This window comes from Bdellovibrio sp. HCB-110, assembly GCF_047323225.1.
Classification (GTDB): Bacteria; Bdellovibrionota; Bdellovibrionia; order Bdellovibrionales; family Bdellovibrionaceae; genus Bdellovibrio.
On record NZ_CP178750.1, the window covers coordinates 3377339 to 3390873 of the forward strand.

Sequence of the window (13535 nt, forward strand, 5' to 3'; positions counted from 1 at the left end):
CCCTCACCGAGTAAAATTAAAAAATCTGTCCAAAAAAATCTTTGATCTTCTTAGTGATACCGTCGATCGATTCACCAATATTGACTTCTTGTTGTTGGTTCGAATGGAGCAAATCTTTTTTCTGCCCCAAAGCGTACAACAACAAACCAACGGCTGCTGAGAATTCTCCAGATTTCACAACATCCGTAAGTCCTCCGATTTCACGAGGAGAACCTCTGCGAACCGGAATATCAAAAATAAACTCTCCCATCTCCACCAAGCCATCAAGCTGACTGCCGCCGCCTGTGAGAACAATTCCTGATCCCAACATCGGCATCACACCGCTCATGCGAATGTCATTTGCGATCAAGTTCAGAGTTTCTTCTGCCCGAGCTTCAATAACGTCCGCAAGGTCTTTGCGAGGAATCACGCGGGATTTTCTTCCACCCACGCCTTCCACTTCGATAGTTTCGTTTTCATTCACCATGGAAGCCATTGCGCAACCATGTTTAATTTTTAGAGACTCTGCCGCAAATTGAGGAGTTCTCAATCCGACAGCCACGTCATGAGTAAAGTGCTGACCGCCCACCGGAATTGTCGATGAATGCGCCACACTTCCATTCACGAAGTACAAAGCGTTGCACGCGCCGCCGCCCATGTCGACAACACATACGCCCAAGTTCTTTTCGTCATTTGAAATAACAGCTGTCGCAGATGCCAATTGCCCAAGCACAAGGCCAGCGATCTTAAGACCCGCTTTTTCAACACATTTCACAGAATTATTGATAGCACTCTGACTGCCCGTCACGATGTGCACATTGGCTTCCAAGCGAATGCCTGACATACCGATAGGATCTGTGATCCCGTCTTGTCCATCGACTTTGAATTCTCTTGGAAGAACATGAAGAACCGTGCGATCCGCAGGAACCGCAACAGCTTTTGCCGCCTCGATCACGCGATCAATTTCAGAAGCAGTGACTTCGCGATTCTTAATGGCAACCATGCCCTTTGAATCGAAAGAGGAAATATGTGTCCCAGCAACTCCCACCCACACTTCAGAGATGGAGTAACCTGACATCAGTTCTGCTTCTTCTTTGGCTTTTTTAATGGATTCGGTTGTGGCTTCAATATTAACCACAACGCCTTGGCGAATGCCTGTATTTGGGGCTCTGCCCACTCCGGCAACTTCGATTTTTCCGTCGGGATTGACTGTTCCAATGACAAATGAAACTTTGGTAGAACCAATGTCCAAGCCAGCCAATACCGGTGCTTTCGGTTTTGATGTACTCATCCTTAAGTCCTCACGGATGCTTAAACTTATGTTGTAGGACCACCAATTAAAATCATTTTAAAAGGTATTCGAGCCAAATGTGCCCGACTTTGATCGGTCCTCCAGACTTAAGCTTAGGGATCCTTACGCAACCTGACAAGGACTTTCTTTGACAGATTCGCATCTATGACGCGAGCGTCAAACTGGCGGGATTCGAGATAATCGACGACCTGACTTACACGTGCAGCCTTCAATGCCACTTGATCTTCACCCATTTTTACTTGCACACCGGTTTTGATCAAGGTCATCCAAAAACCTTCTTTGCCGTCGTAGCGAATTTCAGAAATTGTTTTTTTACTGAACGATCCTTCAGCAGGAATTTGTTCGATCACATCCACTGCTTTTTTTCTAAGCTCTGTTTTTTTCAGGAATGTTTCACCTTCTAACAGAGCCACGTCGGGAGCTTCCTTAGATTCAATCGGAGTTAAGAAAGTTCCATCTTTGATAATTGGAACAAGCTTTCCGCTTTTCGCCATGAAGAGAAGCTTCACTTCGTGAGGGCGCACACGCACAGACAACGTCGAAGGCCAACTGCGCTTGATATTCAAACCATCAACCCAATTCAAAGCGGAAACTTCGCGGGAGATTTTCTTCAATTTGATATTCCAAAGCGAAAGACCTTTGTATTTTGCGAGAGCGGATTCCAAATTATCGACGTTGGGCTTTAAGAATTGCTCTTGGCCCCCAGGTGGATTTTCTAAAACCACTTCCACTTTACTGATGTTGAAAAATCCGTTTTTGTTCAGATAAAAAAGAGTTCCAGCCACAGAAAGAGGAAGAATAATAAATCCAAAGATGAGTTGTAAAACGAGCTTCTTCACTTGAAATTTCTCCGCAAAATCGCGTGGCTGCCGTGATTTTTAGATTATCAATATCCGAGCGAACTTTGAAACGCTGTCCGCAAAACAAGACCAAAGTCTTTGGCCCGACTATCAACCACAAAGATTGTTCAAATGCAATAATGCGAGTTTCTAACTATGTTGTCCCACCGCCTTCCTCCGATAAACGTGACTGAGGAGACATCTATGAAATTTAGCAGCAAAGTTATTCTGAACGTCGGTCTTTCTTGCGTTGTTTGCACACTGGCAGCGGTGGCGATCTCCTTCTCGAAAGTTCACAAGCAAGGCGAAGAACAATTGGTTGAAAAATCACAGGCGATTCTTTCTCGTCTTGAAGCCATCCGCGTTTACATCGCTACACAAGGAAATCTCAAACATGATTTCGATCTGGCTGTGAACAGTTATCCAGATGGCAAACTTCCTGAGGAGGAACGCACTCGTCTTTTGCGCAAAGTTCCTATCTTTGCATCGATCTCTGTTGGCTTTGAAAATGCAGAAAAAGACGGTTATAAATTTCGCGTCTTTGCCAGCGAGCCTCGCAAAGAGAAAAACAAACCCACGGAGCACGAAACGGAAATTCTTAAAAGATTCCAAGCCAACCCCGAATTGGGTGAGATCGTCGAATCCAATAAAAAAGAAGTCGTCGTCTATCGCCCCGTTCGTTTAAGCGAAGCGCAAGGTTGTTTGCTTTGCCATGGAGATCCTGCCCAAAGTCCCTGGAAAAATGGCAAAGACATTTTGGGACATCAAATGGAAAACTGGAAAGACGGAAAACTTCATGGCGTCTTCGCCATCACTTCATCGACCGACGAAGTCGTTAAAGCGGCGAATAACACCACCTACTCTATTCTTTTGTGGGCCTTGTTTATCACTGTTGTGATTTTACTTGTTTCGTTTATCTTTGTTCGTCGCCCGCTCAAGTCATTAGTGGCGGCCATTCAAAAAATTAACGCCGCTGGCGCGCAGGTTTCCACAACAGGAAATGAAATTCTTGTTTCAAGTCAGAACCTCAGCAATGCTGCTGTTGAAGCAGCCGCTTCCTTGGAAGAAACTTCTGCTTCCACGGAAGAAGTCTCAAGCATGGTCAAGATGAACACCCAACATGCGGGAGAAGCTAAAAATCTTGCGGAACGCGCGCAAGAAAAAGCGCGTATCGGTGAAGCCGAAGTGCGCAAGCTGACCTCTTCCATGGAAGAAATCTCAACAAGCTCGAAAAAAATTGAAGAGATCATTAGCGTTATTGACGACATCGCATTTCAAACAAATCTTTTAGCACTGAACGCTTCCGTTGAAGCCGCCAGAGCCGGTGAACACGGAAAAGGTTTCGCCGTCGTCGCCGAGGCCGTGCGCAGCCTTGCGCAACGAAGCGCAACTTCCGCAAAAGAAATTTCCACATTGATTAATGAGAGTGTTGCTAAGATTGAACAGGGGCATTCCGTTGTTCTTTCTAGTGAATCTTCATTGAAAGAAATCGTAAAAACCATTGAACAGCTTTCCACTTTGAATAAAGAAATCTCCTCGGCCAGTGGAGAACAAGAGCTGGGCATTACACAAATCAATACGGCGCTGAATGAAATGGATAAGATAACTCAAGCCAACGCTGCGGCCGCAGAGGAATGCGCCGCTGCTTCTGAAGAACTCAACAATCAATCTCGTGTCATGGATGAAGCTGTCCAACAACTGAATCTCATACTTTCGGGTGAATCGAAGCGCATTAAACTATTATCATAAACTAGACTTTATTTAATCGCAAAAGCTCGCATTATAATCTAGTTTCTATTTATATCGCTTTATGAATTTTAACGTCTCTTCCTTAGTCCGTATTGTTTCACTAAGTTCAGAACAAAACAAAAATTTGTAACGAATGTACGCTGAACAACCGTTCGATAAGGAGCCATCAACTAAAAGGAGCGTAATAAAATGAAGTTCAACACAAAGGTGATGGCGAGCATTATTTTTGCCTGTGTAATCTGTACGGCAGCGGCTGTTTTCGTTTCATCTGCAAGAATCTCTGGACAAGGGGAACAGCAGCTTGTCGAAAAATCCAAAGCCATTCTATCACGCCTCGAGGCGGTGCGATCTTACATTGCTTCTCAAGGAGGACTTGATGCCAGTATTGAGAAAGCGATCACTGAGCATCCAGATGGAAATCTTCCAAAAGATGCCAAGCTGACAATTCTAAAACAGGTTCCTATCTTTGCTGCGATGAAAGTCGGCGCAGAAGGTGCAAAGGAAGAAGGATATACATTCCGCATTTTCTCTGATGAGCCTCGCAATCCGGAAAACCGTGCAACAGCGCAAGAAATGGAGATCCTCAAAAAATTTGAAGCAGATCCGAAGTTAACGGAGCTTTCCGCTTCGACAGATACTGAAACAATTGTGTATCGCCCGGTGCGTTTGTCGGCAGCCCAAGGCTGCATGAACTGTCACGGTGACCCTGCAAAATCTCCTTGGAAGAATGGCAAAGACATCCTTGGTTACCCCATGGAAAACTGGTCTGATGGAAAACTTCACGGTGGTTTCGCAGTTATTTCCAGTAAAGCCGATGTTAAAGCCGCTGCGACGAATGCCACTTGGTATATTATTGGTTGGTCCGCAGGTCTTTCCATTGCGGCTCTTTTCTTGGCATTCCTCTTCTTAAACAAACCGATGAAAGCTCTTTCTGGTATCGCTGAAAAATTGCAAGAGACCGGAACTGGTGTAGCTCAGGCAAGTGTTGAGATCACGAAGTCTTCTCAAGATCTTAACAGTGCAGCAGCCACAGCAGCGGGGTCTATCCAACAAACAACATCAGCAACAGAAGAAATGTCGAGCATGATTAAACTCAATGCCGAACACACAAATGAAGCTAGAAACTTGGCGGAACGTGCTCAAGGAAAAGCGCGCACAGGTAAAGACGAAGTTGAAAAACTGATTCTTTCAATGGATGAAATCGCCAAGAGCTCTAAGAAAATCGAAGAGATCATCACTGTGATTGATGATATCGCCTTTCAAACGAACCTTTTAGCCCTGAATGCCGCGGTTGAAGCTGCTCGCGCGGGCGAACAAGGTAAAGGTTTTGCAGTTGTTGCCGAAGCCGTTCGTGCGCTGGCGCAAAGAAGTGCGACTTCAGCCAAAGAAATTTCCGGTTTGATCAAAGATAGCGTCGACAAAATTGAAAATGGTCACGAAGTGGTTCAAGCAAGTGGTGCGATGCTCAATGAAATCGTACAACAAATTGAAAAACTGACAGCTTTGAATATCGAAATTTCGACAGCAAGTTCTGAACAAGCTCAAGGTGTTAACTCGATCAATATGTCGATTAATGAACTTGATCGCGTAACACAAAACAATGCGTCTGCTGCCGGCGAATGTGCGTCGAATGCGGAAGTTCTCTCTGAACGTTCTCAACAAATGCATTCGATGGTTCAAGATTTGATTCATATCGTAGAAGGAAAACGTGATTCCAAAGAGTCCCCTGCTGCGACAGTTTCAAAACAACCCAAGAAAAAAACACCTCCGCCTTCAGGTCCTGTGAAAACAGCAGCAAGAACTTCGACAAACCACCAAGACCTGCTGCCATTAGATGATGCGTCTTAATGCCTGTAGTATTTAAAAATATAAAACTGAGTTTTTTGATTGACCCCAAAATTGGGGTCAATCTTTTAGAGAGACAGAAATTCCGTTTCCTGAAACATTCTATTATTCAGATTTTGATTAGGATGAAGGACGAGTCCTTGTGGGTATGCTCAAGAATTTTATTATAATTTTGTAAAGTTCTTTACAATGCAATCTGACAAGGAGAACTGATGCATCCATCCTCTAAGACAATTGCAAGTAGCGCCCTTCTGCTTATCCTTACAGCTTGCGGAACCTTGCCCGCAAAAAAGACACCCACGAATCCTCAAGTACAAAACCTTGTTGTTCCCTCCTCTGTTTCCGATCCTCTGAACATTCGCACTGAAGCGGATTACAATTTTATTTTGGGTGAAATCTATAGCCGCGAAGGACGTTCTGCACGGGCCATTGATCTCTTTGAAAAAGTACTGGCCATGGATCAAAACTCTCCCACTGTCCATATGCTCCTGTCAGCGGAGTATTTAAAAACAGACAAGGCGAAAGAAGCGATCTTCCATGCCGAACAAGCCGTTCATAAAAATCCTAAGAATATCGAGATGCATCTGTTTTTAGGTGGACTGTATTCGGATGAGCAACTTTATGACAAAGCTATTTCTGAATACAATGCAGTTTTGCGCCTACATCCAAAAAATGAAGAGGCACTGATCTACATTGGCGCCCTCTACGTGGATAAGAAAGACTATAAAAAGGCCGAACAGTACTTCAAATCTCTTTTGAAGAATCCTAATTATGAAACTCCGCATATGGCCCACTACTACCTCGGCCTCACGCATCTGGATCAGGAGGGAGCAAAACATTTCCTTGCTGCGGAAAATGCTTTCAAAAACTCTTTGAAACTTAAACCTGATTTCGAAGACGCCGTCATATCGCTAGCGAATCTTTACTTGCAGCAAAAGAAGAGCAGCAAAGCTCTTTCGCTTTGTCTTGAGTTTCAAAAGCAAAACCCATTTAACCGAGACGTTGCTGACATCATCGCACAAACATATATCAAGAGCGGAGATTTCAATAAGGCCTATGAGCAACTTGAATTCATTGCTGACAACTCGGAAGCTTCGCCTGAAGTTCAAATGAAGATGGCCCTCATTCTGATTGAACAGAAACAATTTCACCTGGCTGTATCAAAACTAAAAGAAATTGTAGCCCAGTCTCCAACTTCAGACACCGCCCGCTACTATCTTGCGGCCGTCTATGAAGAAATTGGTGCTGTGGAAAATGCCATTCATGAATACATGCTCGTGTCACCTTCTAGCGAGCACTTCAGTGAGGCGATCGTGCATGGGGCTCATTTACTGAAAGGCCTGGGAAAATTAAATCAGGCCTTGGATCTCACTAAAAAAGGACTGAAAACAAAAGCCGATCAGCCGCAAGTTTACACCATGTATGCGTCCCTGTTGGACGCCAAGTCCGACTATTTAGAGGCCGCTCGTGTATTGGAAGAAGGGCTGACGAAATTTTCCCAAAATACCGGTCTGCTCTTTCAACACGCTTTGATCTTGGATCGACTTGGCAAAAAAGATGTGATGGTTTCGCAAATGAAGAAAATCCTGCAAATCGAACCCAATCATGTCCAAAGCATGAACTATCTGGCTTTCACCCTGGCTGAACTGAATCAGCACCTCCCCGAGGCGGAAAGACTGGCTCGCCGTGCTTTGGAACTTGAACCCACGGACGGATATATTCTGGATACACTTGGATGGGTACTTTTCAAACAGAAGAAGTTTTCTGAATCAGTTCAAGTTCTGGAAAAGGCCTATGGATACCAGTCTTCTGCCAGCATCATTGCAGAACATTTGGCTGATGCGTACTCGATGCAATCTATGACAGAAGAAGCCAAAGCGATGTACAATAAAGCCGCCGACCTAACTACCAATGAAACACGAGCCAATCAGATCCGCAGTAAACTTCTGAAGTTGGTTTTTTAGAAAATAAAAAGGCAGCCTTGTCGGCTGCCTAAATTTATTTCGCGATACTGATTCCAATATCCCGTGGGTCTGCCACCCCATGAAGTTTGTCACCTTCCCTTGCGACAGCCATTACGTAACATGGCACAGGTTCTATTTTCACATCATAGCCCATCGCCTTAAGTTCTTTTAAAACTTCCGGACGTGGCCCCGGAGGATCAATGTACAAAACATCCGGTTGCCACTGATGGTGATAACGAACAGCCGTCACAGCATCGTACAAAGAAGTTTTAAACTCGACGTAATTTAAAATCGTCTGTGCAACACAACTGATAATACGTGTACCACCAGGTGCACCGACCGCCATATAAGGTTTGTTGTCTTTCATAAGAATCGTTGGCGACATACTGCTCAGCGGAGTTTTCTTTGGCGCAATAGCATTGGGTTTTCCGCCAATAGCTCCAAATAAGTTCGCGCTTCCTTCTTGAGCAGAAAAATCATCCATTTCGTTATTCAGAACAATGCCTGTTCCTGGAGCGACGATCCCGGCTCCCATCCAGCCATTGATTGTTTGCGTAGTGCTGACAGCATTTCCTTGATTATCCATCAATGAAATATGCGTTGTTTCCGTGGACTCATAAGGTACAGGATTGCCGGCCTGAACATCAGGAAGTTTTCTTGCACGATCAAGACTTACTTCTTTTCTGCGTGATTCAACGTATTTTGGCGAGATCAACCCTTGCACAGGAACTTTCGAGAAATCTGGGTCTCCCAAATACTTCGCGCGATCCGCAAAAGAAGATTGCAGAGCGGAAGCGGCTAAATGAATTGAATTCTTCGACAAGAAGCCCTGTTCTTTTAATTTGTCATTTTCTAAGAAATCCAAAAACTGGATGACGTGAACTCCTCCTGAACTTGGCGGCGGCATCGAAAACACTTCATAGTCATGAAATTGACCTTCAACGGGTTTTCTCCATTTGACTTGATAAGAGGCTAAATCTTTCTGAGAGATGATGCCTTTTCCCTTTTTGGAAAGATCCACAATGGATTTAGCGACAGAACCTTTATAAAAGCCGTCTTTGCCATTCTTAGAAATTAATTGCAAAGTTTTTGCGAGATCTTTCTGAACCAAAACCGTTCCTATAGGTGGAACATTTCCAGAAGCATCTAGAAAAATCGCCTTCGCCGAAGGATCTTTTCTGATTTGCTCCACACGATTTTCCAAAGCTTTGTGAAATTCTTCGTAAATAGGAAAACCGTTTTCAGCCAAACGAATCGCCGGCTGCATGATTTTTTCTAAAGGCAAAGAGCCAAACTTTTGATGGATTTCAATAAGACCTGCAACAATTCCCGGAACCGCGACAGCTAAGATGCCGTTTTGAGAAAGGTCCGTATTGGCTTTGCCGTCCTTACCCACATACATATTTTTTGTCGCACGCAAGGGCGCACGCTCTCGGAAATCTATGGCATAAGTCTTTCCACTTTTTGCTTCATGAAATAGAAGAAATCCACCGCCACCAATTCCCGTTGATTGCGGTCTTTCAACGGACACCGTAAACGAAGCCGCTACCGTCGCATCAATGATGTTTCCACCTTGCGCGAAAATTTCTTCAGCCGCCTTACTTGCATAACGACCTTGAGTTGAAATGGCAAACTGAGATCCGATAGCTTCAGCACTGGCATGATCCGCACGTTCTTTAGCCGTGCGAATGATGGCATCCTGTCCCTTGGGAGTCTGACAACCTGAAAGCGCAAGAACTGCAATTGATAAAATCAAAAAAGTTTTCTTCATTCTAGAGCCTAGAGCTGATTTAAGACGTCAAGTCCCAGCTTCCAGCCATCACCAGCGCCCAGAGTCACGAATACATCGCCCTCTTTAAGCATGCCAAGAACTTTTTGAGCCGACTTATCATCGCGCAAGAAATACTGCGCACGTTCGTGCTTCATGTCTTGCGCAAGTTTTTCGCTGCTGATTCCTGGAATCGGAGCCTCGCCTGCTGCATAAATATCTGCGAGCAAAACTTCATCGGCTTCTTTAAACGCCGTCGTGAAATCATGCCAGCAGTGTTGAGTTCTGGAATAACGATGCGGCTGGAAGAAAACGACCAGACGCTGTTTTGGATATTTTTCCCTGAAGGCTTGAAGAACCGCGCGAACTTCTGTGGGGTGATGCCCGTAATCGTCGTAAACTCGAATTCCGCGTTTTTCACCTTTAAAGTGAAAGCGACGATCCACACCTTCAAAGCGTTGCAAACCTTTTGCACACGTATTGAACGGAATTCCCGCCGCCACACCTGCACAAATCGCAGCAACAGCATTCAAAGCATTGTGACGACCTGGAACTTTCAAATCAAACTCACCTACAAGATGTCTTGTGCCAAGCAGACGATCACTGCGATACAAAGAGTAATGCCCTTGCTCGCCGCTAAGAACCAAATCGTTTTTCTCGTCAAAACCGTAGAATAAAATACGCTTAGGGAAGTTTTCAAAAATTTGGCGGATGACAGGGTCATCCCCACAAGCAATCACTTTTCCATAGAATGGAACTTTCAAAGCAAAGTCATAGAAGTTCTTTTGCAAGTTCTCAAAAGTTTTAAAATGATCCAAGTGATCGGAATCAACATTCGTGATGATCGCAATTTCCGGAGACAGCTTATGGAAACTTCCGTCAGATTCATCCGCTTCCGCAACAAGCCATTCACCAGATCCCAACATCGCCGTAGACTTAATAAGTTCAAAACGGCCGCCGACAACAATCGTCGGGCTTAAGTTCGCTTCTAAGAAAATCGCCGACGTCATGGACGTCGTCGTCGTTTTTCCGTGCGTTCCCGCCACAGCGATACCGCGTTTCAAACGCATGATTTCTGCCAAAGCCTCCGCACGAGGAATCAAAGGAATTTGACGAGCACGGGCTTCAGAGATTTCAGGATTTCCGTATTGAATGGCACTGGAGTACACCACCACATCGGCATCTCCGACGTTGGAAGAGGCATGGCCTTTGAAAACTTTCACACCCAAATCTTTAAGTCGTTCCGTGTTGGCATTTTCAGAAAGGTCGCTACCAGAGACTTTAGCTCCGATATTATGCAACAACTCCGCAAGGCCGCACATACCGATACCACCGATACCTACGAAATGAAATTTGGCGTGTTGTAGTTTCATTGCAATATTTCCTTTGCGATTGTCGTCGCCGCTTGGGGAATATAAAAGCTCTTTATATTCTGCACCATTTGCTCGCGCAAAGCTTTATCATTGCGCAAGGACTGGATCTCAGAAATCAACCTAGCCGGAGTTAAATCTTTCTGCAAGATCATGCGCCCTGCATTTTTCGCAACCAAACTTTCCGCATTCTTTTGCTGATGATTGTCAGCGGCTGGAAGAGGAATAATGATCGGAATAATCCCAAAAGCCGCAGCCTCAGCAATGGAGCTAGCCCCGCCTCGACTTACGATGATGTCTGCCCATTTATAATACTTAGGCATATCAAAAATAAACTCATGGGACTCCACTTCACAGAGAGCACCCTGATATTTGGCAGAAACTGTCGCATAGTCCAAGGAACCTAACTGATGGACCACAGAAAGATCTTTCACCCAATCGCCACCGGACATCACAGCTTCATTGAGGCAGTAATTAATGGCCCGAGCACCCTGGCTTCCGCCGAATGACAAAAGATGAAATTTCTCATCTTTATGAGCGTCATGGATGGCATTTTCAATTTCTTCGCGGACTGGCATTCCTGCTTGAATAATCTGACTGTTTTTCAGATGTTTTTTGGCTTCATTGAAAACCACAAAACATTTGTCGACAAAACGGGACAACAGACGATTGGCCATTCCCGGCATAGCATTGGGTTCCCAAATCGCTGTGTTAAATCCGATGATACTGGCAGCCAACACAAAAGGTCCTGACGCGTAACCGCCAACTCCGATCACATACAGCGGTTTCAGTTGCCCTAAAAGGCGCACCGATTGCCAAAGACCCAGAGGAATTTTTAAAAGAGTTTGCAGTCGTCGCAGAGGACTTTTGACATTGAGTTTTCCAGATTCGATCAGGTGAAGAGGAAAACCTTCGCGAGGAACAATCTTAGTTTCTAGGCCCAAAGAGGTTCCAACAAAATGAACTTCAACACTGGGGTCCAACTTCTGAATCGCCCGCGCAATAGCGATGCCCGGATAAATGTGTCCGCCGGTACCCCCACCTGCGATCACGATAGTTCTTTTACTCATGAATTCTTCACCTTCGATGTTGTCCAACGCGAGCCGAAGCGGCGGGAAAACTTATCTTCCTCAAATGAATTTTCAATATTGAGGATCAAACCAAATAAAAAACACAACGATACTAACGAACTTCCGCCATAACTCAAGAAAGGAAGAGTCAAACCCTTCGTTGGCAAAAGTCCCATCACCACACCCGCATTGATAAATACACTCAGTCCAAATGTCACTGACAATCCCAACGCCAATGATTTTTTGAAAGGCTCCTCAGCTTTCACTGCAATTTGAATTCCGCGGAAAACCACAAAACCATAAAGAGCCAAGATCATCACAAAACCGATAAATCCCATCTCTTCGCCGAAAACAGCCAACGTAAAATCCGTGTGTGCTTCAGGCAGGAAGAACAACTTTCCTTGTCCTTGCCCCAAGCCCACACCTGTCAATCCCCCAGAGTGGAAGCTCAACATACTTTGAATAACTTGAAACCCTTTTTGCGCCGGATCCGACCAAGGATCTAAGAATGCCAAAACCCGGGCGCGACGATAAGGCACAGACATCACCAAGAAATAGAAAGCAGGGATCAAAACCGCAAAGGAAGCGATGATGTACTTCCACTGCAAACCGAAAGCAAAAAGCAAAGTCACGCCCACCATCAAGATGATCGCAAAAGTTCCAAAGTCCGGCTGTTTAAGTAAAAGTCCCAAAGGAAGAATCATGGCTACTAACAACCAGTGCCACTTCACACGAGCCAGAAAATTTTCTCTGCGCACAAGAAGACTTGCAAACCAAACACTGAAAGCAATTTTTAGAAGCTCACCGGGTTCAAAACGAATGCCCATTGGAAGTTGAATCCAGCGCATCGCGCCTCCAACTCTGACACCCAAACCAGGAACATAAGTGGCAAGAACACCGAGCGTGGCCACAAACCACAAAGCCCATCCGTACTTTTCAATGTAGCGAAACGGAATATGAATCGTTCCGATCAACACACCAAAAGCAATCAAGGCAAAAATCAATTGTCGCTTAAAAAAGAAAAGTCCATCACCGTAGGACTCAATCGCGAAAATAAAACTGGAAGAGTAAACTTGAACGAGGCCGATCCCTAAAAGAGTGATGATGGCTAAAAACAAGCTGCTAGACAAATATCTCAACATAAAAGGACTCCCGAACTTTAGTATATTCAGAAGTCCATTTTATCGTCTATGACTTCAAATCAAGCTTAAAAAAGCTGGACCCCGTACGTGGAGCCTACTCGGAGATCACTTCGTCGTCAGCGTCCTGTGTCGTTTCCGATTTCGGAGCCGCTGGAGTCATCGGTTTTTTAGGAGCCGTTGCCGCTCTACGACCCGCTGTTGAACAGCAGTAAATAACACCCGATTGATCCGAGGAGTTTTTGTAGTTTGTGATAGAAAAGTTTTTGTTGGAGTCACAGCGACGAGCCATTTGCATGTTCAACTCAACATCCAAATCCGGAAACATGTCACCGCTAACAAACTCACAGTACATGCCCGTACTAGCAGCCATTTTTTCACGTTGTTCTTGGCGAGCTTTAAACGCAGAAGAACATCCTGAAAGAAATAAAGCAGAAGATGTTAGAAGAATAAAAAGACGTTGAGACACGGGAGGCCCTCCTGGCAATTTGAAAAAGACC

10 protein-coding genes are annotated in these 13535 nt (G+C 44.9%); 3 read left to right on the forward strand and 7 right to left on the reverse strand.

Translation table 11 applies throughout. The features are described 5' to 3' along the window. Window positions 1–16: 16 nt before the first annotated feature. Together ftsA and ACL934_RS16025 are read right to left on the reverse strand one after the other, a co-directional pair. On the reverse strand, window positions 17–1270 hold the full coding sequence (ftsA, locus tag ACL934_RS16020) for a cell division protein FtsA (protein WP_413612575.1): 1254 nt from the start codon (window positions 1268–1270) through the stop codon (window positions 17–19). Between the two features lie 113 nt (window positions 1271–1383). Continuing rightward, the gene (locus ACL934_RS16025) at window positions 1384–2130 is read right to left on the reverse strand and encodes a cell division protein FtsQ/DivIB (RefSeq protein ID WP_413612576.1); all 747 of its coding nucleotides are present in this window, start codon (window positions 2128–2130) and stop codon (window positions 1384–1386) included. A gap of 204 nt (window positions 2131–2334) precedes the next feature. Here ACL934_RS16025 and ACL934_RS16030 point away from each other — a divergent pair, with 204 nt between their 5' ends. From ACL934_RS16030 to ACL934_RS16040, 3 genes are all read left to right on the forward strand, one after another. Beyond that, window positions 2335–3879 (forward strand): methyl-accepting chemotaxis protein, encoded by a 1545-nt coding sequence (locus tag ACL934_RS16030; protein ID WP_413612577.1) that lies wholly within the window; start codon window positions 2335–2337, stop codon window positions 3877–3879. Between the two features lie 189 nt (window positions 3880–4068). After that, on the forward strand, window positions 4069–5727 hold the full coding sequence (locus ACL934_RS16035; RefSeq protein ID WP_374075153.1) for a methyl-accepting chemotaxis protein: 1659 nt from the start codon (window positions 4069–4071) through the stop codon (window positions 5725–5727). A gap of 209 nt (window positions 5728–5936) precedes the next feature. Beyond that, window positions 5937–7688 carry a tetratricopeptide repeat protein gene (locus tag ACL934_RS16040; protein ID WP_374075154.1) on the forward strand — a complete coding sequence of 584 codons (1752 nt, stop codon included), beginning with the start codon at window positions 5937–5939 and terminating at the stop codon, window positions 7686–7688. A 34-nt stretch (window positions 7689–7722) separates the two neighbouring features. On the opposite strand, the gene ggt is transcribed toward ACL934_RS16040, so the two are convergent. The 5 genes from ggt to ACL934_RS16065 form a co-directional block, all read right to left on the reverse strand. Next, the gene (gene ggt / locus ACL934_RS16045; RefSeq protein ID WP_413612578.1) at window positions 7723–9459 is read right to left on the reverse strand and encodes a gamma-glutamyltransferase; all 1737 of its coding nucleotides are present in this window, start codon (window positions 9457–9459) and stop codon (window positions 7723–7725) included. Between the two features lie 8 nt (window positions 9460–9467). Then, window positions 9468–10829 carry a UDP-N-acetylmuramate--L-alanine ligase gene (murC, locus tag ACL934_RS16050; protein ID WP_413612579.1) on the reverse strand — a complete coding sequence of 454 codons (1362 nt, stop codon included), beginning with the start codon at window positions 10827–10829 and terminating at the stop codon, window positions 9468–9470. Further along, window positions 10826–11896: an undecaprenyldiphospho-muramoylpentapeptide beta-N-acetylglucosaminyltransferase gene (gene murG / locus ACL934_RS16055; protein ID WP_413612580.1), complete on the reverse strand. Its 1071-nt coding sequence runs from the start codon at window positions 11894–11896 to the stop codon at window positions 10826–10828. Before murG ends, murC begins: the two co-directional genes overlap by 4 nt. Beyond that, window positions 11893–13038 carry a putative lipid II flippase FtsW gene (gene ftsW / locus ACL934_RS16060; RefSeq protein WP_413612581.1) on the reverse strand — a complete coding sequence of 382 codons (1146 nt, stop codon included), beginning with the start codon at window positions 13036–13038 and terminating at the stop codon, window positions 11893–11895. Before ftsW ends, murG begins: the two co-directional genes overlap by 4 nt. Before the next feature lie 94 nt (window positions 13039–13132). Beyond that, window positions 13133–13504, reverse strand: coding sequence for a hypothetical protein (locus tag ACL934_RS16065; protein ID WP_413612582.1), 372 nt, complete (start codon window positions 13502–13504; stop codon window positions 13133–13135). Between the last annotated feature and the right edge of the window lie 31 nt (window positions 13505–13535).

What these genes read in the sequence shown, in the direction of transcription:
- ftsA (WP_413612575.1), bottom strand. Translation starts at nt 1,270, where the DNA reads ATGAGTACATCAAAACCGAAAGCACCGGTATTGGCTGGCTTGGACATT.
- ACL934_RS16030 (WP_413612577.1), top strand. Translation starts at nt 2,335, where the DNA reads ATGAAATTTAGCAGCAAAGTTATTCTGAACGTCGGTCTTTCTTGCGTT.
- ACL934_RS16035 (WP_374075153.1), top strand. Translation starts at nt 4,069, where the DNA reads ATGAAGTTCAACACAAAGGTGATGGCGAGCATTATTTTTGCCTGTGTA.
- ACL934_RS16040 (WP_374075154.1), top strand. Translation starts at nt 5,937, where the DNA reads ATGCATCCATCCTCTAAGACAATTGCAAGTAGCGCCCTTCTGCTTATC.
- ggt (WP_413612578.1), bottom strand. Translation starts at nt 9,459, where the DNA reads ATGAAGAAAACTTTTTTGATTTTATCAATTGCAGTTCTTGCGCTTTCA.
- murC (WP_413612579.1), bottom strand. Translation starts at nt 10,829, where the DNA reads ATGAAACTACAACACGCCAAATTTCATTTCGTAGGTATCGGTGGTATC.
- murG (WP_413612580.1), bottom strand. Translation starts at nt 11,896, where the DNA reads ATGAGTAAAAGAACTATCGTGATCGCAGGTGGGGGTACCGGCGGACAC.
- ftsW (WP_413612581.1), bottom strand. Translation starts at nt 13,038, where the DNA reads ATGTTGAGATATTTGTCTAGCAGCTTGTTTTTAGCCATCATCACTCTT.